16 protein-coding genes are annotated in these 19,998 nt (G+C 64.9%); 15 read left to right on the top strand and 1 reads right to left on the bottom strand.

The features are described from left to right. Positions 1–1,156, bottom strand: a 1,156-nt coding sequence (locus tag FNL14_RS07525; protein WP_142058935.1) for an RNA helicase, incomplete at its 3' end; no start/stop codon positions are given. Positions 1,157–1,249: 93 nt separating this feature from the next. Here FNL14_RS07525 and FNL14_RS07520 point away from each other — a divergent pair. The 15 genes from FNL14_RS07520 to tpiA all read left to right on the top strand — a co-directional run bounded on the left by FNL14_RS07520 (position 1,250) and on the right by tpiA (position 19,974). After that, positions 1,250–2,026 carry a trans-aconitate 2-methyltransferase gene (locus FNL14_RS07520; protein WP_142058933.1) on the top strand — a complete coding sequence of 259 codons (777 nt, stop codon included), beginning with the start codon at positions 1,250–1,252 and terminating at the stop codon, positions 2,024–2,026. A 166-nt stretch (positions 2,027–2,192) separates the two neighbouring features. Further along, a complete protein-coding gene (locus tag FNL14_RS07515; RefSeq protein WP_181762564.1) occupies positions 2,193–3,941 on the top strand; it encodes an ABC transporter ATP-binding protein in 1,749 nt (582 codons plus the stop codon). Positions 3,942–4,024: 83 nt separating this feature from the next. Beyond that, positions 4,025–5,767, top strand: coding sequence for an ABC transporter ATP-binding protein (locus tag FNL14_RS07510; RefSeq protein ID WP_370455815.1), 1,743 nt, complete (start codon positions 4,025–4,027; stop codon positions 5,765–5,767). After that, positions 5,764–6,141: a GntR family transcriptional regulator gene (locus FNL14_RS07505; RefSeq protein WP_091418766.1), complete on the top strand. Its 378-nt coding sequence runs from the start codon at positions 5,764–5,766 to the stop codon at positions 6,139–6,141. The genes FNL14_RS07510 and FNL14_RS07505 overlap by 4 nt, the downstream gene beginning before the upstream one ends. A 47-nt stretch (positions 6,142–6,188) precedes the next feature. Continuing rightward, on the top strand, positions 6,189–9,113 hold the full coding sequence (gene uvrA, locus FNL14_RS07500) for an excinuclease ABC subunit UvrA (RefSeq protein ID WP_091418767.1): 2,925 nt from the start codon (positions 6,189–6,191) through the stop codon (positions 9,111–9,113). A gap of 80 nt (positions 9,114–9,193) precedes the next feature. Beyond that, positions 9,194–9,910, top strand: coding sequence for an HAD hydrolase-like protein (locus FNL14_RS07495; protein WP_142058931.1), 717 nt, complete (start codon positions 9,194–9,196; stop codon positions 9,908–9,910). Next, a complete protein-coding gene (locus FNL14_RS07490; RefSeq protein ID WP_091418769.1) occupies positions 9,897–10,565 on the top strand; it encodes a 1-acyl-sn-glycerol-3-phosphate acyltransferase in 669 nt (222 codons plus the stop codon). Before FNL14_RS07495 ends, FNL14_RS07490 begins: the two co-directional genes overlap by 14 nt. Before the next feature lie 81 nt (positions 10,566–10,646). Beyond that, on the top strand, positions 10,647–12,734 hold the full coding sequence (uvrC, locus tag FNL14_RS07485) for an excinuclease ABC subunit UvrC (RefSeq protein WP_142058929.1): 2,088 nt from the start codon (positions 10,647–10,649) through the stop codon (positions 12,732–12,734). 169 nt (positions 12,735–12,903) lie between these two features. After that, the gene (gene rapZ, locus FNL14_RS07480) at positions 12,904–13,827 is read left to right on the top strand and encodes an RNase adapter RapZ (protein ID WP_050055348.1); all 924 of its coding nucleotides are present in this window, start codon (positions 12,904–12,906) and stop codon (positions 13,825–13,827) included. Then, positions 13,827–14,843 carry a uridine diphosphate-N-acetylglucosamine-binding protein YvcK gene (gene yvcK, locus FNL14_RS07475; RefSeq protein ID WP_091418772.1) on the top strand — a complete coding sequence of 339 codons (1,017 nt, stop codon included), beginning with the start codon at positions 13,827–13,829 and terminating at the stop codon, positions 14,841–14,843. The genes rapZ and yvcK overlap by 1 nt, the downstream gene beginning before the upstream one ends. 9 nt (positions 14,844–14,852) lie before the next feature. After that, on the top strand, positions 14,853–15,833 hold the full coding sequence (gene whiA / locus FNL14_RS07470; RefSeq protein WP_050055346.1) for a DNA-binding protein WhiA: 981 nt from the start codon (positions 14,853–14,855) through the stop codon (positions 15,831–15,833). A 99-nt stretch (positions 15,834–15,932) separates the two neighbouring features. After that, positions 15,933–16,559, top strand: a complete 627-nt coding sequence (locus FNL14_RS07465; RefSeq protein WP_091418932.1) for a superoxide dismutase — start codon at positions 15,933–15,935, stop codon at positions 16,557–16,559. 261 nt (positions 16,560–16,820) lie between these two features. Continuing rightward, positions 16,821–17,831, top strand: coding sequence for a type I glyceraldehyde-3-phosphate dehydrogenase (gap, locus tag FNL14_RS07460; protein WP_050055344.1), 1,011 nt, complete (start codon positions 16,821–16,823; stop codon positions 17,829–17,831). Between the two features lie 10 nt (positions 17,832–17,841). Next, positions 17,842–19,068, top strand: coding sequence for a phosphoglycerate kinase (gene pgk, locus FNL14_RS07455; RefSeq protein ID WP_142058927.1), 1,227 nt, complete (start codon positions 17,842–17,844; stop codon positions 19,066–19,068). 90 nt (positions 19,069–19,158) lie between these two features. Further along, on the top strand, positions 19,159–19,974 hold the full coding sequence (gene tpiA / locus FNL14_RS07450; RefSeq protein ID WP_142058925.1) for a triose-phosphate isomerase: 816 nt from the start codon (positions 19,159–19,161) through the stop codon (positions 19,972–19,974). Positions 19,975–19,998: the final 24 nt, after the last annotated feature.

The raw sequence follows: 19,998 nt of genomic DNA, 5'->3' as shown, positions 1-19,998 counted from the left end.
GTTCGGGAGCCTGCACTACCACGGTGCCAGCGGTGTCGTAGCCCGCCCGCCCGGCCCGGCCGGCGATCTGGTGGAACTCACGGGGGTTCAGCAGCCGGGTGCGGACGCCGTCGTACTTGCTCAGGGCGGTCAGGACCACGGTGCGGATGGGCACATTAATGCCCACGCCCAGGGTGTCCGTGCCGCAGATGACTTTCAGCAGTCCGGCCTGGGCCAGCTGCTCCACCAGGCGGCGGTACTTGGGAAGCATTCCGGCGTGGTGCACGCCAATCCCATGGCGGACCAGCCGGTTGAGGGTCTTGCCGAAACCGGCGGCGAAGCGGAAGTTGGCGATCAGCTCAGCGATTTTGTCCTTCTCTTCGCGCGTGCACACGTTGATGCTCATCAGCGTCTGTGCGCGGTCTATCGCCTCGATCTGGCTGAAGTGCACTACGTAAACGGGAACCTGCCGGGTGGAGAGCAGCTCTTCCAGCGTCTCGTGCACGGGAGTCTCGTGGTAGTAGTAATGCAGCGGAATGGGCCGTTCCGCCGAGCTCACCGTGGTGGTGGGACGCCCGGTCAGGTCCGTCAGGCCTTTTTCGAACCGGCTGACGTCGCCCAGCGTGGCGGACATCAGGAGGAACTGGGCCTGGGGGAGCTCCAGCAGGGGTACCTGCCAGGCCCAGCCGCGCTGCGGGTCCGAGTAGAAGTGGAACTCGTCCATGACCACGGATCCCAGTTCCGCGGCCGCGCCTTCCCGGAGGGCGGTGTTGGCCAGGATCTCGGCAGTGCAGCAGATGATGGGCGCGTCCTGGTTGACACCCGAATCGCCGGTAATCATTCCCACGTTTTCGGCCCCGAAAATCTCGCACAGCGCAAAGAACTTTTCCGAGACAAGCGCCTTGATGGGCGCGGTGTAGTAGCTGCGCCTGCCCTGGGCCATCGCCTGGAAGTGTGCGGCGATGGCCACCAGCGACTTTCCGGAGCCTGTTGGGGTAGCAAGGATTACGTTCGCGCCTGTAGCCAGCTCCATAATGGCCTCGTCCTGCGCGGGGTAGAGGTCCAGCCCCCGGCTCTGCGTCCATTCCAGGAACAGGGAGTACAGGGAATCAGGATCGGCGGCGGACCCGGGCAGGTCCCGGGCGGAGACTTCGGGCAGCTGGTCAACGAGTTTCATTGTTTTCCAGCTTAGTGCCCCGGCGCGCCCGTAAATCCGTCCCGATCGGGTTAGGCTTCCCGGTACCTGCGGCACCCGAAAGTGGAGGAAAGCATGAGATGGGATCCGGCAAAGTACGTGCAGTTCGGCGACTACCGGGACCGCCCATTCTTTGACCTGACCGGCAGGGTCCACGCAGACCGGCCGGTGCAGGTGGTGGATCTGGGATGCGGACCGGGAAACCTCACCGCCACCCTCGCCGAGCGCTGGCCCGCGGCCGACGTCGTAGGCCTGGACTCCTCGGCCGAGATGCTGGCCAAAGCCGCGGCGGTTGCGAACAGCACGCCGTCCCTGCGCTTTGAGCTGATGGATATCGCCGACTGGATTCCATCGGACCAAGCGGACGTGGTGGTGAGCAACGCTGCCCTGCAATGGGTAGCCGGCCACCAGGACATGATGCGGAAGTGGCTGGCCGCCCTTCATCCGGGTTCCTGGTTTGCCATGCAGGTTCCAGGCAACTTCAACGCCCCTTCACATGCATTGATGCGCGGGCTGGCCGGCTCACCCCGCTGGGAACCAAAGCTGCGGGGAGTGCTGCGGGGAGGCGAGTCCGTGGCAGAGCCTGCGGAGTACCTGGGGATCCTGCTCGACGCCGGGTTCACGGCCGATGCGTGGGAGACCACCTACCAGCAGGTGCTTGCGGGCCCGGATCCTGTGCTGGAGTGGGTGCGGGGCACCGCGCTTCGACCGGTCCTGGCAGTCCTGCCACCCGAAGACGGGGCAGAATTCGAAGCAGAATACGCCGCACTGCTGCGCGAAGCGTATCCGCCTGGTGTCCACGGCACAGTGTTTCCGTTCCGCCGGATCTTCGCGGTAGGGCGCAAGGTATAGCGGGTGAAAGTCCATTCGCTGGACGTTCTCCACAGGGTAGTCACGTGGCATGACAAAGAAAGTAAGTGATATGCCTTACAATTGCGGGGTTGGCTGAATTGGGGTGGCCGCCAGCCGCCCTGGCAGGCATCCCGATCACCGTGGAGGCGTGGTGCTGATCGCTCTGATGAGGCGGCTGCTGGACGGGTATAAAGCCCGGATCGCGGCTATCGTTCTCCTGCAACTGGTCCAGGCCGCAGCCAACCTCCTGCTGCCAACAGTGAATGCGGCAATCGTCGACGACGGCATCGTGGCAGGCAACACCGCAGTCATTTCGCGCCTGGGAATGGTGATGGCGGTGATCGCCGTCCTGCAGGCGGCGGCGGCCATAGCAGCCGGCTACCTGGCTGCTCTTGTCGCCATGAAGATGGGCCAACAGCTCCGAGGCGAGATTTTTGCCAAAATCCAGTCGCTGTCCTCCCAGGATGTTGCCGTCTTCGGAACCCAGAGCCTGACTACCCGCGCCACCAACGACACCCAGCAGATCCAGGCCTTCGCTGTACTGGTGTTCACCATGCTGGTGGCCGGGCCGGCGATGGGGGTGGGCGGAGTGGCCATGGCGCTGCAACAGGATGTGGCGTTGTCATCAGTGGTGATCGTTATCGTGCCCCTGCTCCTGCTGATCATGTATCTCATTGTCCGGCGGCTGATCCCGCTGTACCGCGACGGCCAGGAACTGCTGGACCGCGCGGGCGGCATCCTTCGGGAGCAGATCATCGGCGCCGCCGTGATCCGCTCCTTTGTCCGGCAGGACCATGAAATCCGGCGCTTCGCCCGGGTCAACAGCAACCTCACCGCCAACAACCTTTCATCTGCGCTGCTGGTTGCAGGCATGCTCCCGCTGGTCATGCTCGTGGTGAACATCTCTTCAGTGGCCGTGGTGTGGTTCGGCGGGCACAGAATCCAGGCGGGCGAGATGAACATCGGCGCCCTGACGGCCTTCATCGCCTACATCCTGCAGATCCTGCTCGCCATCATGATGTCCATGTACGTCCTCATGACTGCCCCCCGCGCATCTGTCAGTGCCGAGCGGATCAGTGCGGTCCTGGATACGGAGCCATCAGTACGCCAACCAAGGAACCCCGAGTCCCTTTCCCCGCAGCCACTTCCGATGTCGACGGACCCGCTGCGGCCGGCCACACTGGAGTTCAGCCACGTTGGCTTCTCCTACCCGGGAGCCGAGGCTCCCGTCCTGACCGACATCAGCTTTACCGCCCGTCCGGGCACCATCACGGCAATCGTGGGTTCAACCGGCAGCGGAAAGTCCACCCTCCTCAACCTCATTCCGCGCTTCCTTGATTCCACTGCGGGACGCATCAGCCTGGGCGGGGTGGACATCAAGGCGGTGCCGCTGGACAGCCTGCGGGAATCCATGGCGGTTGTTCCACAGCGGTCCCACCTCTTCACGGGCACTATCGGCGACAACCTTCGAATGGCGAAACCGGACGCCACGGACGCGGAACTCTGGGAAGTCCTGGAGACCGCCCAGACCATGCGTTTTATGCGGGACCTGCCGCTGGGGCTTGCAACTCCGTTGGGCCAGGGCGGCACCAACCTTTCCGGCGGCCAGAGGCAGCGGTTGTGCATTGCCCGTGCGCTCCTGCGCAAAGCTCCGCTGTACCTGTTCGATGACAGCTTCTCAGCACTGGACTACGACACCGATACCCGGCTCAGGCAGGCACTCCAGTCAACGTTGGCATCGGCCACAGTGATTGTTGTAGCGGAAAGGATTTCCGCTGTGGAAGGCGCCGGGCTCATCCTGGTGCTCGACGGCGGGCGGGTGGTAGCGCAGGGAACGCACCAGGAGTTGCTGGAGACATCCGAAACGTACCGGGAAATAGCGGAGTCTCAGCTTGCCCTGGATGGCCGGCAGTGACTGCGGAAGCCGGGGCACCGGCGGTGAGGTTCTGGCCCACCGCCCGCAGGCTCCTGCGGCTGCTCCGGCCTTTCCGGCGCCACATGCTGGGCGCTGTGGCTGCCACCTGCGCATTCGCCGGGCTGAACGTGGCTGCTCCGAAATACCTGGGCGACGCCACCGACCTTGTAGTGGACGGCGTACTCCAAGCGAACCTGGACCAGGAGGCGCTGGCGCTCATCCTGGGAACCGTGGCACTTATGTATGTCGGCGCCTCGCTGTTCAACTGGATCCAGGGGGCACTCTCCGCCCGCTCGGTACAGGGCTTGATGTATGGACTCCGGGAGGCGGTGGAGGGAAAACTGCATCGGCTCCCGGCCACTTACTTCGGGGAGCGGTCCAGGGGCGATGTCCTCAGCCGCGCCACCAACGACATCGACAACATCACCCAGGCCTTGAACCAGCTCCTCACCCAGCTCATCATGTCCGTCCTGATGCTGTGCGGCTCGCTGGCCATGATGCTGTGGATCTCGCCACTGCTGGCCGCCATTGCGATCGCCACCGTACCGCTGTCCGCCCTGATCACTGTGCAAGTGGCCCGGAAATCCCAGGCCCAGTTCGAGAAGCAATGGATGGAAACGGGCCAGCTGAATGCGCACATGGAGGAATTTATTACGGGCCATGAGGTCATCAAAGCCTTCGGGCGGCAGGCGCAGGCGGCAGACGTGGTGGCCCGGAGCAATGAACGGCTGGCCCGGGCAGCTACCCGGGCGCAGTATTCGGCGGGGGTTGTTCAGCCCCTGATGGCCTTGATGTCCAACCTCAGCTACATCGCTGTTGCGGTGGTGGGTGCCCTCCAGGTGATCGCCGGTGCCATGACCATCGGCGGCATCCAGGCTTTTATCCAGTTCAGCAGGCTCTTCACCCAGCCCGTTGGCCAGATAGGCGGAATGCTCAACCTCATGCAATCCTGCGCTGCTTCCGCAGCCCGGGTCTTCGCCCTGCTCGATACCTCCGAGGAGCCGCGGGACGCGCCGTCCCCGGCCGCAGGTGCGCCTGTTGCTCCAGATGTCCGGGATCATGAAGGCCGCATCGTCTTTGACAATGTGACGTTCGGGTACCCCGGAGCAGCACCGGCGGTGCGTAATCTGTCCTTCAGCGTGGACCCGGGCCGGACGGTAGCGATTGTTGGGCACACGGGGGCGGGCAAAAGCACCGTGATCAACCTCCTCCTGCGTTTTTGTGAACCGGATTCCGGTCGGATCACCATCGACGGAACGGATATCGCCGCTGTTCCCCGAGACCGCCTGCGGGAGCGTTTCGGCGTGGTACTCCAGGATGCGTGGCTCTTTGCCGGGACCATCCGGGAAAACCTCGCCTACGGCAGGCCTGGGGCTACGGAGGCGGACATCCTGGCCGCCGCCGAGGCCAGCTATGTGGACCGCTTCGTCAGGTCGCTGCCTCAGGGGTATGACACCGTCCTGGAAAACGGCGGTGACGGGCTCAGCCAGGGCCAGCGGCAGCTGATCACCATCGCCCGGGCACAGCTGGCGGGCCGTTCCATCCAAATCCTCGATGAGGCAACAAGTTCGGTGGACTCCCGGACGGAGTTGCTGATCCGCCAGGCGATGAACCGGCTGCGCCGTGGCCGCACCAGCTTCGTGATAGCCCACCGTTTGTCCACAGTGCGGGACGCTGATCTAATTCTGGTCATGGACCACGGACGGATCGTCGAGCAAGGCACCCACCAGGAGCTGCTCGTTGCGAACAGCTACTACACACGCCTCTACAACGCACAGTTCGCCCTGCAGGCGGGACGCAGCAGCGCGCTCGAGGCCGGACTTTGACAGCCGCGGGCTTCCCGGGGACGTGGAAGCCGAATGCAGCCAGTTCGGTGCCGCTGTTCGAGCAGCTGCGGCTCCAGGTGATCCATCTGGCCGACGGCGGGAAGCTGCCGCCCGGAACCCGGCTGCCTGCGGTCAGGGCGCTGGCGGAGCAGCTCGATGTGGCACCCCATACGGTGGCGAGGGCGTATAAGGAACTGGAGGCGGCCGGCGTCGTGGCCACCCGGGGGAGGAACGGCACCGTTGTGTGCGCCAGGGACGAACGGCTCGGCGGCCTGTCGGCCGCGGCTGCCACGTATGCTGCAGCCGCGAAAGCCCAAGGCGCCTCCTTTGCGGAAGCCGTGCAGCTGCTCGCTGCAGCCTACGACGGCACGTGAGGATCACCGCGTGGGTGTTCGAAGAAGTTTTCGATTAGCATTAGTGGGTGCCTAAAGCCGTAGCTGAAGAATCTGACCTCCAATCCGTTGAAGTTTCGCTCGCCCCATCCGCAGCGCCCAAGCGTCCGGACCTGTCCCGCCTTGTGGTGAAGGGGGCGCGGGAGCACAACCTGCGCAACGTTGACCTGGACCTGCCGCGCGACGCCATGATCGTCTTCACCGGGCTGTCCGGCTCCGGCAAATCATCCCTCGCCTTCGACACCATCTTCGCCGAAGGCCAGCGCCGCTACGTGGAATCGCTCTCCGCGTACGCCCGCCAGTTCCTGGGGCAGGTGGACAAGCCGGATGTCGACTTCATCGAGGGACTCTCCCCGGCCGTCTCCATCGACCAGAAGTCCACCAGCAAGAACCCCCGCTCCACAGTGGGAACCATCACCGAGATCTACGACTACATGCGCCTGCTGTGGGCCCGCGTAGGCCGGCCGCACTGCCCTGTCTGCGGTGAGCCGGTAGCCAAGCAGACGCCGCAGCAGATTGTGGACCAGTTGCTGGAACTGGACGAGGGCACCCGTTTCCAGGTCCTGGCCCCCGTGGTGCGCGGCCGGAAGGGGGAGTTTGTTGACCTCTTCAAGGAACTCACCGCCAAGGGCTACTCCCGTGCCCGGGTGGACGGCAACCTGGTCCAGCTCAACGATCCACCCAAGCTGGGAAAGCAGTTCAAGCACACCATCGAGGTGGTGGTGGACCGGCTGGTGGTCAAGGAGGGTATCAGCCAGCGGCTCACCGACTCCATCGAAACAGCCCTGGGCCTGGCCGAGGGCAGGGTCCTCGCCGAATTCGTGGACCTGGAAGCCGACGATCCCCACCGGCTCCGGGCCTTCTCCGAGAACCTGGCGTGCCCCAACGAACATCCGTTGGCCATCGACGAAATCGAGCCCAGGTCCTTTTCCTTCAACAACCCCTTCGGCGCCTGCGCGGCCTGCAGCGGCATTGGCACCAAGCTTGAGGTGGATGAGGAACTGATCGTCCCCAACCCCGAGCTTTCGCTGTCGGAGGGCGCCATCGCTCCCTGGTCCCTGGGCACGGCCACCACCGAATACTGGAACCGGCTCCTCGAAGGCCTGGCGAAGGAACTCGGGTTCTCCATGGATACGCCGTGGGAAAAGCTGGGCAGTGATGTCCGGCAGACAGTGCTGCACGGCAAGGACCACAAAGTGGTGGTGCAGTACAAGAACCGGTTCGGCCGCGAACGGAAATACAGCACCGGCTTCGAAGGTGCCATCCAATACGTCCACCGCAAGCACGGCGAGACGGACTCCGAGTGGGCCCGCGACCGCTACGAAGAGTACATGCGGCAGATCCCCTGCCCTGCCTGCAACGGCGCCCGCCTCAACCCGGCCTCCCTGTCGGTGCTCATCAACGGGAAGTCAATTGCCGACGTCGCCGCCCTCCCCATGCGGGACTGTGCCGACTTCCTGAACAACCTGGTGCTCACGGGCCGCGAAGCGCAGATCGCGCACCAGGTGCTGAAGGAGATCCAGGCGCGGCTGACCTTCCTCCTGGACGTCGGGCTGGAATACCTGAACCTCGAGCGGCCGTCCGCCACGCTGTCCGGCGGCGAAGCACAGCGTATCCGGCTGGCCACCCAGATCGGTTCCGGGCTGGTAGGTGTCCTGTACGTGCTGGATGAACCGTCCATCGGACTGCACCAGCGGGACAACCGCCGCCTGATCGACACCCTGACCAGGCTGCGCGATATGGGCAACACACTCATTGTGGTGGAACACGACGAAGACACCATCCACGTGGCCGACTGGGTGGTGGACATCGGACCAGGCGCCGGCGAACACGGCGGCCAGGTGGTCCACTCCGGGTCCTACAAAGAGCTGCTCGAGAACACCGCTTCACTGACCGGGGATTACCTGTCCGGACGCAAGAAGATCGAGGTCCCCAAGAAACGCCGGAAATACGACAAGAAACGTGAACTGAAGGTCATCGGCGCCCGGGAAAACAACCTCGTGAACGTCGACGCCGCCTTCCCGCTCGGTCTCTTCACCGCCGTCACCGGCGTCAGCGGGTCAGGGAAGTCCACCCTGGTCAACGAAATCCTCTACAAGGTGCTGGCCAACAAGCTCAATGGCGCCAAGCAGGTTGCCGGCCGGCACAAAACGGTCCAGGGCCTGGAACACCTGGACAAGGTGGTGCACGTTGACCAGAGCCCCATCGGCCGTACTCCGCGCTCAAACCCGGCCACCTACACCGGCGTCTTTGACAACATCCGCAAGCTCTTCGCGGAAACCACCGAAGCGAAGGTCCGCGGATACCTTCCCGGACGCTTCTCCTTTAACGTCAAGGGCGGGCGGTGCGAGGCATGTTCCGGTGACGGCACGCTGAAGATCGAAATGAACTTCCTGCCGGACGTTTACGTGCCCTGCGAGGTGTGCCACGGAGCGCGCTACAACCGCGAAACGCTGGAAGTCCACTACAAGGGCAAAACCATCGCGGATGTCCTGAACATGCCCATCGAGGAGGGCGCCGAGTTCTTTGCGGCGTTCTCTCCGATCGCCCGCCACCTGAACACCCTCGTGGACGTGGGACTTGGGTATGTCCGGCTGGGCCAGCCCGCCACCACGTTGTCCGGCGGCGAGGCCCAGCGCGTCAAACTGGCCGCCGAACTGCAAAAGCGGTCCAACGGCCGCAGCGTCTACGTCCTGGATGAGCCCACCACGGGCCTGCACTTCGAGGACATCCGCAAGCTGCTGATGGTGCTGCAGGGCCTGGTGGACAAGGGCAACACCGTGATCACCATCGAGCACAACCTGGATGTCATCAAGAGTGCCGACTGGATTGTGGATCTCGGGCCGGACGGCGGTTCGGGCGGCGGCCAGATTGTTGCAGCCGGCACGCCGGAGCAGATCTCAAAGTCAACCACCAGCCACACGGCGGCCTTCCTCGCAGAGATCCTGCCGTAGGCAGCCACCCTGGCAGCGGAAATATTCCGTGTCGGGAATGCGAGTTTCAGGCATCAGTGCTGTCATGAGAAACTAACCCGGTGACTCAAACAACAGTGCCCGTGATCTTTGACCTGGACGGCACTCTTGTCGATCCGGCCGGCGGAATAACCGATGGAATTGCTTCAGCCCTTCAGGCGCTGGGGCTTCCGGTTCCCGGCCAGGACCTGCTCGAAGCGATGATCGGCCCGAAGCTGAGCGACTCGCTGCTGAACGTGGCCAAGGTCCCGGCGGATCTGCTCGACGAAGTGATCCGCCGCTACCGCGAGTACTACGTGGCCACCGGTATCGGCCAGAGCCGCCTGTACCCGGGTATCCGCGAAGTCCTCGAGTCATTTGCGGCGGCGGGCCGGCCGGTGGCCGTTGCCACACAGAAACCCCAGGGCCTGGCCCGAACGGTCTTGGAGCACCACGGAATCGATGGACTTTTCCAGGCCATCCACGGCTCAGCGGACGACGAGTCCGCAGTTGACGGGGTTCCGGTCGGCAAGACCGGGATCATCGCCGCCGCGCTGAAGGACCTTGGCACGCAGCATGCCTTGATGGTGGGGGACCGGGCACAGGATGTTGCGGGTGCCGTTGCCAACGGCCTGGACTGCATCGGCGTGGCCTGGGGTTTTGCCCCGGACAACGAACTGGAAAATGCCGGAGCCGTTGCAGTGGTGGCCACCGCGGACGAGCTGGTGACCACCATCGACCGTCTTGAGTCCGTCCACGCGGCCGCCATGAGCGAGGTGACCAACGATGGAAATGTTTGAAGCAGTCCGCTGGACCACGCGGAGCCTGATTGCCGGCACCTGCCGGCCCACCGTCGTCGGCATCGAGAACGTGCCCGCCGACGGGCCCTTCATCGTGGCACCCAACCACCTGTCGTTCTTTGACAGCGTCATCGTCCAGGCGCTGATGCCCCGTCCCGTGGCATTCTTCGCCAAAGCCGAGTACTTCACCACCGGCGGCGTCAAAGGCAAGGTCATGAAGGCCTTCTTCGAATCCGTGGGTTCAATCCCGGTGGAGCGCGGTGAACAGGCCGCCAGCGTCCAGGCGCTCAAAACCCTGATGGACATCCTCGAGTCCGGCCGGGGAATCGGAATCTACCCCGAAGGCACCCGATCCCGGGACGGCATCCTTTACCGCGGCCGCACCGGCGTGGGCTGGCTGGCACTGACCACCGGAGCCCCTGTGATCCCGGTAGGCCTGATCGGGACTGAAAACTTGCAGCGCGCCGGTGAGAAGGGGGTCAGGCCGCAGCACTTCACCATGAAGGTGGGGGAGCCCCTGTACTTCGACAAGACCGGACCGGACCATTCGCTTCCTGCCCGGAGGGAAGTCACGGACCGCATCATGGACGCCATCGCCGAACTCAGCGGCCAGGAACGCTCCGGCAGCTACAACCAAAGCAAAATCGCCGAGTAGCGGGCCTCCGGAGGTGCTGGCCCGCAGATCCTCCCGTCCCTGAGGACCATTGCACCCTGTGCGCCTCAGTAGACTGGATAGGTGGCAAATCCAGCAAGTTACCGGCCCCAGACGGGCGAAATCCCGACCAATCCGGGGGTGTACCGGTTCCGTGACCCGAACGGACGGGTCATCTACGTGGGCAAGGCCAAAAGCCTCCGGTCCCGGTTGAACTCGTACTTCGCCAACCCCGCCGGGCTCCTGCCCAAGACCTATGCCATGGTCCATGCGGCGAGCAGCGTGGAGTGGACAGTGGTGGGCAGCGAGCTGGAGTCGCTGCAGCTCGAATATACGTGGATCAAGGAATTCAAGCCCCGGTTCAACGTTGTCTTCCGGGACGACAAGACCTACCCCTACCTTGCCGTGACTATGGGCGAAAAGTATCCGCGGGTGCAGGTGATGCGCGGAGATAAGAAAAAGGGCACGCGCTACTTCGGCCCGTACACCGCGGGGGCCATCCGGGAAACCATGGACACCCTCCTCCGCGTCTTTCCGGTCCGCAGCTGCAGTGCCGGCGTGTTCAAGCGCGCCGAGGCCAGCGGCCGGCCCTGCCTGCTGGGCTACATCGACAAGTGCGCCGCGCCCTGCGTCAGCAGGATTTCGCCCGATGACCACCGGGCCCTCGCGGAGGATTTCTGCGCCTTTATGGGCGGCGAAGCCAAACGCTTTATCAGCAAACTGGAAAAGCAGATGGCCGAAGCCGTGTCCGAGCTGAACTACGAGCGGGCGGCACGGCTGCGTGATGACATCACCGCACTTCGCAAGGTCTTCGAACGCAACGCGGTGGTCCTCGCCGAAGACACCGACGCCGATGTCTTTGCCCTCCACGAGGACGAACTGGAAGCTGCCGTCCAGGTATTCCATGTCCGGGGCGGCCGGATCCGCGGCCAGCGTGGCTGGGTGGTGGAGAAGGTGGAGGATTCCACCACTCCTGACCTGGTGGAGCACCTCCTGCAGCAGGTGTACGGCGATGAGGACCAGAGCCATGGGAGGCTGCCACGGGAAGTGCTGGTGCCAGTAGCGCCCAGCAATGAGGCGGAGCTCACGGTATGGCTCAGCGGAATGCGCGGCGCCAAGGTGGACATCCGGGTGCCGCAACGCGGGGACAAAGCCGCGCTGATGTCCACTGTCCGTGAAAACGCCGAACATGCCCTCAAGCTCCACAAGACCCGCCGCGCCGGTGACCTCACCGTCAGGTCCCAGGCGCTGCAGGAACTCCAGGAGGCCCTGGACCTGCCCGTGCCGCTGCTGCGCATCGAATGCTTTGACGTTTCGCACGTGCAGGGCACCAACGTGGTGGCCTCCATGGTGGTGGTGGAGGACGGGCTGCCCAAGAAGTCCGACTACCGGAAGTTTTCCATCACCGGGGCCGCGGCGTCCGATGACACCGCAGCCATGCATGACGTCCTGACCCGGCGGTTCCGGCACTACCTGAAGGACAAGTCGGCGCAGGTGGACGAATCGGTCCTCAACGCGGGCGAGGCAACTGACGAGGCAGACGCTGCAGGGGCGGACCTGGTCCAGGCAGAATCCGGCCAGACAGAACGGGCCAAGGCAGAACCAGGCCTGGCAGCCGTGCGGGAGGACAGCGCCCTGCTGGACACCACCACGCCGGCGCCCCGGGCCAAGTTCGCCTATCCGCCCAACCTCGTGGTGGTGGACGGCGGCAAGCCCCAGGTCAATGCAGCGGCACGCGCACTCGAAGACCTCGGCATTGATGACGTGTACGTGGTGGGCCTGGCCAAACGGCTGGAGGAAGTCTGGCTGCCGGACAGCGACTTTCCGGTGATCCTGCCCCGGACGTCCCAGGGGTTGTACCTGCTGCAGCGGATCCGCGACGAGGCCCACCGGTTCGCCATTTCCTTCCACCGGCAAAAGCGTGGAAAGGCCATGACGGTTTCCGCGCTGGACGGCGTGCCGGGACTGGGCGCCTCCAAACGCAAGGCCCTCCTCGCGCACTTCGGCTCGGTCAAAGGCGTCAAGGCAGCGTCGGCGGCCGAACTGTCGGAAGCGAAGGGCATCGGTCCTGCCCTGGCCAGCGCCATCGTGAACCACTTCTCGGGGAGCGGACCGGAAGCGTCGCCGGTGCCGGCCATCAACATGACCACCGGTGAAGTCCTCGAAGGCTGACGGAGGACACCGGCACGCCGGAATGCGCAAAACTCAAGAGGATCAACCAAAATCCGGCCGCGTCTGCGGAAACTTGGCGGACTCCACCGATTCTTAGCTAGGGTTGGGGAGGGGTGCGGGACAACGCGGGCCGTCCCCACCAGGCAACTGAAGAAACGGGGCGGACTTAATGGCAGACACAACGGCGGAATCCGGAGCAGGCGAAGACGGGATGCAGCCCGTCAAGCCGCTCGAAGCGGAACTGCTGGTGGTCACCGGGATGTCCGGAGCGGGGCGGAGCACGGCTGCTGACGCGCTGGAGGACCACGGCTGGTATGTCGTGGAAAACCTGCCGCCCCAGATGCTGGGCACGCTCGCCGAACTCGTCTCGCACGCCCCGCAGTCCATCCCGCGGCTGGCCGTGGTCATCGACGTCCGCAGCAAGGGTCTTTTCGCAGACATCCGCGCGGCGCTGGGAGCACTGGCGGCCAGCGGGGTCACCTTCCGCGTCCTGTTCCTCGACGCCAGCGACAACGTGCTGGTCCGCCGCTTCGAGCAGGGCCGCCGGCCCCATCCGCTCCAGGGCGGCGGCCGGATCCTCGACGGCATCGCTGCCGAACGGGAGCTGCTGCAGGAACTCCGCGACAGCTCCGACGTCGTGCTGGACACGTCGGGCTACAACGTCCACGGCCTGGCCACCGCCATCACCGAGCTCTTCAGCGAGACCGGCCCCGTGGCCCTGCGGCTGAACATCATGAGCTTCGGCTTCAAGTACGGGCTGCCCGTCGACGCCAACTATGTGGCGGACGTCAGGTTCATTCCCAACCCGCACTGGGTGCCCCAGCTCCGCCCGCACACCGGCCTGGACAAGGACGTCAGCGACTACGTCCTCGAAGCCGAAGGTGTCAAGAACTTTGTCGACCGCTACGTGATGGCGCTGGAACCGGTCCTGGACGGCTACCGCCGCGAGAACAAGCATTACGCCACCATCGCCGTGGGCTGCACCGGCGGCAAACACCGCTCGGTGGCTGTCGCGGTCGAACTGTCCAAGAAGCTGGCCCAGTTCCCGCGCGTCACCGTGACCACCACGCACCGGGACCTGGGCCGGGAGTAATGTCGCTGTTCACCGGGGCCCTGCCGCTGGTTCCGCCTGCCGGAACGGCGGCCAACCAGCAGGACAAAGGGCGCAATGTTGTTGCACTCGGCGGCGGGCACGGGCTGTCTGCCTCCCTCTCGGCGCTGCGCCTGCTCACCAGCGAGCTGACCGCCATCGTCACGGTAGCGGACGACGGCGGATCTTCCGGGCGTCTGCGCGACGAGTACGGCGTCCTCCCGCCCGGGGATCTGCGCATGGCCTTGTCCGCCCTGTGTGACGACACGGACTGGGGCCGCACGTGGCGGGACGTGATGCAGCACCGATTCCGTCCCGGCAAGGGACCGGGCGGCTCCCTGGACGACCACGCAACCGGCAACCTGCTGATTGTCACCCTGTGGGAACTGCTCGGCGACGCAGTTGCGGGGCTGCGGTGGGCGGGGGCGCTGCTCGGTGCCCGCGGCCAGGTCCTGCCCATGTCCACCGAGCCGTTGACCATCGAAGGCGACGTCCGGGTCACCGCGGCGGACGGCACCTCGCAGCTCCAGACGATCCACGGCCAGGCGCGCTGCGCCGTTGCCGGGTCCCTGGAAGCGGTGCGGCTGCTGCCCGAAGCGGCCCCCGCCTGCGTTGAAGCACTTTCGGCCATCGAACTGGCGGACTGGGTGATCCTTGGCCCCGGCTCCTGGTACACGTCGGTCCTGCCGCACCTGCTGCTCCCCGAGATGCGCCAGGCGCTGTGCCACACCCCGGCCAAACGCCTCCTGACCATGAACCTGGCCACGGACACTAAGGAAACCTCCGGCATGACGGCCGCCGACCACCTCCACGTCCTGCGGCGCTACGCTCCCGATTTCAGCATTGATGTTGTCCTGGCCGACCCCGCCTCGGTTCCCGACCTGCCGGAGTTCGAGAAGGCCGCCGCGATGATCGGAGCCGAGGTGGTCTTGGGTAAAGTAGGGGCGTCGGGCCGCCGACCCGTCCATGACCCCCTCCGTCTGGCAACGGCGTACCACGACATTTTCGGGAACAGTTAGGAAGGTGCCATGGCACTGACAGCATCAGTCAAGGAAGAACTTTCCCGTCTGGACATCAAAAAGTCATCAGTCCGGAAGGCGGAAGTCTCAGCCATGCTGCGCTTCGCCGGCGGACTCCACATCATCTCCGGCCGGATCGTGATCGAAGCCGAAGTGGACCTGGCCTCCACAGCCCGCCGCCTTCGCGCGGCCATCGCCGAAGTCTACGGACACCAAAGCGAAATCATCGTTGTCTCAGCCGGGGGTCTGCGGCGCGCCAGCCGCTACGTGGTCCGTGTTGTGCGCGACGGCGAGGCGCTGGCCCGCCAGACAGGCCTTCTTGACGGCCGCGGCCGCCCGGTTCGGGGGCTGCCCTCCGCCGTCGTCAACGGCTCCGCAGCCGATGCGGAAGCGGTGTGGCGCGGCGCGTTCCTGGCCCACGGCTCGCTCACGGAGCCCGGGCGGTCCTCTTCGCTGGAGGTGACCTGCCCCGGCCCGGAGTCGGCGCTGGCACTGGTGGGCGCGGCCCGCCGGCTGGACATCCAGGCGAAGGCACGCGAAGTCAGGGGAGTGGACCGCGTGGTCATCCGGGACGGTGACACCATCGCAGCCCTCCTTACCCGCATGGGCGCCCACGACGCCCTGATGGTGTGGGAGGAACGCCGGATGCGCAAGGAAGTCCGCGCAACGGCCAACCGGCTCGCCAACTTCGACGACGCCAACCTGCGCCGCTCAGCCCAGGCTGCCGTGGCCGCCGGCGCGCGCGTGGACAGGGCGCTGGAAATCCTCGGCGACGACGTCCCCGAGCACCTGAAGTACGCCGGCGAACTGCGGGTCGCCCATAAGCAGGCCAGCCTCGACGAACTGGGCCGCTTGGCGGATCCGGTGATGACCAAGGACGCCATCGCGGGCAGGATCCGCCGGCTGCTTGCCATGGCGGACAAACGTGCCCTTGACCTGGGCATCCCCGGAACGGACGCCAATGTGACGCCTGAAATGCTGGACGAGTAACAGGCCCATAGAATCAAAAAGATTCCGGGTGCCAGATGCCCGGATGCACAATCCGAGATGTACCAACCGGACCGAGTGTCCACGATGATGGAGGATTTTGTGACCGAGTACGTACTGCCTGAACTCAGCTACGACTACGCCGCCCTGGAGCCGCACATTTCTGCGCGGATCATGGAGCTGCACCACAGCAAGCACCACGCCGCTTACGTGGCCGGCGCCAACAACGCCCTGGCCCAGCTGGCCGAAGCCCGCGAGAAGGGCGACTTCGCGAACATCAACCGGCTCTCGAAGGACCTCGCGTTCCACACCGGCGGACACGTCAACCACTCCGTCTTCTGGAACAACCTCTCCCCGGACGGCGGCGACAAGCCCGAAGGCGAGCTCGCTGCGGCCATCGATGACGCTTTCGGTTCCTTCGACGCATTCCGTGCCCAGTTCTCCGCGGCCGCCCTCGGCCTGCAGGGTTCCGGCTGGGGCTTCCTGGCCTACGAGCCCATCGGTGGAAACCTGGTCATCGAGCAGCTGTACGACCAGCAGGGCAACACGGCACTGGGCACCATCCCGCTGCTGATGCTGGACATGTGGGAGCACGCCTTCTACCTGGACTACGTCAACGTCAAGGCCGACTACGTCAAGGCGTTCTGGAACATCGTGAACTGGGCCGACGTCGCCAAGCGCTTCGAGGCTGCACGCACCAACGCCACGGGACTCATCACCCTCCCGTAGTGATCAGCGCTACACGCGCCTGTAACAAACTTCACATTCGGACTTAAACCAACCGCAATGTGGACCGTCCGCCCCCGCACTTGCGGGGGCGGACCCAGTTAAACGTAAGATAGGTCACGGAAGGCGGTTAGCCTTCAGCAATGAGGCTGGTCGCCCTCCGTCTGTAAATCATCTCTGCCCAATGGCGTGCGGGATCTGTTAGTTGGCTTGAACGCCCGCTCAACTAGTTGTGCTTCTCAAAGCACCAAGGAGACTGAAAAAGTGACGACCCGTATTGGTATCAACGGCTTTGGCCGTATTGGCCGCAACTACTTCCGCGCAGCCCTGGCACAGGGCGCGGACCTGGAGATCGTTGCAGTCAACGACCTCACCAGCCCCGAGGCCCTCGCCCACCTGTTCAAGTACGACTCCGTGGGCGGCCGCCTGAAGGAAACCATCGAGGTCAAGGACGGCAACATCGTCGTCAACGGCAACGTCGTCAAGGTCCTGGCAGAGCGCGATCCCGCCAACCTCCCGTGGGGCGAGCTGGGCGTGGACATCGTGATCGAATCCACCGGCTTCTTCACCAAGGCCGCCGATGCGCAGAAGCACATCGACGCCGGCGCCAAGAAGGTCCTGATCTCCGCCCCGGCATCGGATGAGGACATCACCATCGTGATGGGTGTCAACCACAACCTGTACGACAACGCGACGCACCACATCATCTCCAACGCGTCCTGCACCACCAACTGCCTAGGCCCGCTGGCCAAGGTGGTCAACGACGAGTTCGGCATCGAGCGTGGCCTGATGACCACCGTCCACGCCTACACCGCAGACCAGAACCTGCAGGACGGCCCGCACAAGGACCTGCGCCGTGCACGCGCCGCAGCCGTCAACATGGTGCCCACGTCCACCGGTGCAGCCAAGGCCATCGGCCTGGTCCTCCCCGAGCTCAAGGGCAAGCTGGACGGCTACGCCATCCGCGTTCCCGTCCCCACCGGCTCCGCCACCGACCTCACCGTCACCGTCTCCCGCGAGACCACCGTGGAGGAAGTCAACGCCGCCCTCAAGCGTGCCGCTGAATCCGAGGAACTGCAGGGCTTCCTGACCTACACGGACGAGCCCATCGTCTCCTCCGACATTGTCGGCGACCCCGCCTCGTCCATCTTCGACTCCGGCCTCACCAAGGTGATCGGCAACCAGGTCAAGGTTGTTTCCTGGTACGACAACGAATGGGGCTACTCCAACCGGCTCGTTGACCTTACGGAGCTTGTCGCGTCCAAGCTGGGCTAGGGTTAGACACATGACATCTCACACCCTCAACGAACTGATCGCTGAAGGTGTCCGCGGGCGGTACATTCTGGTTCGAAGTGACCTGAATGTGCCGCTCGACGGCTCTACAGTGACTGACGACGGCCGGATCAAGGCCTCACTGCCAGTCCTGCGAAAGCTCACGGACGCCGGTGCCCGCGTGCTGGTAACAGCCCACCTCGGCCGCCCCAAGGGCGCCCCGGAGGAAAAGTACTCCCTCAAGCCTGCGGCCTTCCGCCTGGCCGAACTGGCCGGCTTCAAGGTCACGCTGGCCGGGGATACCGTGGGCAGCTCCGCCAAGGAAGCTGCCGCCTCCCTCCAGGACGGTGAAGTGCTGGTCCTGGAGAACGTGCGCTTCGATGCCCGCGAAACCAGCAAGGACGACGCCGAGCGCGGCGCCTTCGCTGACGAGCTGGTGGCCCTGACGGGCGATAACGGCGCCTACGTGGACGACGCCTTCGGGGCCGTGCACCGCAAGCACGCCAGCGTCTACGATGTCGCCACCCGGCTGCCGTCCTACCTCGGTGACCTCGTGCACACCGAGGTGGAGGTTCTGCGCAAGCTCACCGCGGACACCCAGCGCCCCTACGTGGTGGTGCTCGGCGGGTCCAAGGTCTCGGACAAGCTGGCTGTCATCGACAACCTGCTCGGCAAGGCAGACACCATCCTGGTGGGCGGCGGCATGCTGTTCACGTTCCTTGCCGCGGCCGGGCACAAGGTTGGCTCCAGCCTCCTCGAAGAAGACCAGATCCCGGTGGTCCAGGACTACCTGAAGCGGGCAGCGGATGCCGGCACCGAATTTGTGGTGCCCACGGACGTGGTGGTGGCAGAGAAGTTCGCTGCCAACGCCGCCCACGAGACCGTTGCCGCCAACGCCATCGAGGGCAGCAGCTTCGGCGAGCAGGGCATCGGCCTGGACATCGGACCCGACTCGGCAGCCGCTTTCGCCGACCGGATCAAGGGTGCCAAGACCGTCTTCTGGAACGGCCCCATGGGTGTCTTCGAATTCGAGGCGTTCTCCGCCGGTACCCGCGCCATCGCGCAGGCCCTCACCGAAACCGGAGCGTTCACGGTTGTGGGCGGTGGCGACTCAGCCGCCGCAGTCCGCACCCTCGGGTTCGCCGATGACCAGTTCGGCCACATTTCCACCGGGGGCGGCGCCAGCCTGGAATACCTCGAAGGCAAGGAACTCCCGGGGCTCAGCGTCCTGGATCGGTAGAGCGTCACTGCTCTTTCGTCCTCCGGCCGGCAGGTTGCCCCCGCGGCAGCCTGCCGGCCGCACACTTATTCTGACTTTTTTGGAGAACACGTGACATCGTCAACGAACGGCGCTTTTGACCGCAAGCCCTTCATCGCGGGCAACTGGAAAATGAACATGGACCACGTCCAGGGCATCACCCTCCTGCAGAAGCTTGCCTGGACCCTTTCGGATGCCAAGCACGATTACAGCCGGGTGGAGGTTGCCGTCTTCCCCCCGTTCACCGATCTCCGCGGCGTGCAGACCCTGGTCCAGGGCGACGACCTGGATGTCGCCTACGGCGGCCAGGACCTTTCCCAGTTCGACTCCGGTGCCTACACCGGCGACATCTCCGGCCAGTTCCTGAACAAGCTGGGCTGCAAGTACGTCCTGGTGGGCCACAGTGAGCGGCGGACCATCCACAAAGAATCTGACGACGTCCTCAATGCCAAGGTCAAGGCTGCCTTCAAGCACAGCCTCGTTCCCGTGCTCTGCGTGGGCGAAGGCCTGGAGATCCGACAGGCAGGCACGCACGTCGAGCACACCCTTGCCCAGCTCCGCGCCGGCGTCGCCGGGCTGAGCCCCGAGCAGGCCGCCGAGCTTGTGGTGGCCTACGAGCCCGTCTGGGCCATCGGAACGGGCGAAGTTGCCGGGCCGGCAGATGCACAGGAAATGTGCTCCGCCATCCGCGCCGAGCTTGAGTCCCTGTTCGATGCCGCAACTGCTGCCAAGACGCGTCTGCTGTACGGCGGTTCGGTCAAGGCCAACAACGCCGCCGCCATCCTGAAGGAACGCGACGTGGACGGCCTGCTGGTGGGTGGTGCGAGCCTCGATCCGGCCGAGTTTGCTAATATTGTCAGGTTCGAGAGTCACCTGGTGACGGACTAGTCCGTCCCGGCGCGCACACTCCCG

It is taken from the genome of Pseudarthrobacter sp. B4EP4b (assembly GCF_006680095.1).
In the GTDB taxonomy this organism is placed as follows: domain Bacteria; phylum Actinomycetota; class Actinomycetes; order Actinomycetales; family Micrococcaceae; genus Arthrobacter.
This window is presented reverse-complemented; position numbering and strand designations above follow the sequence as displayed.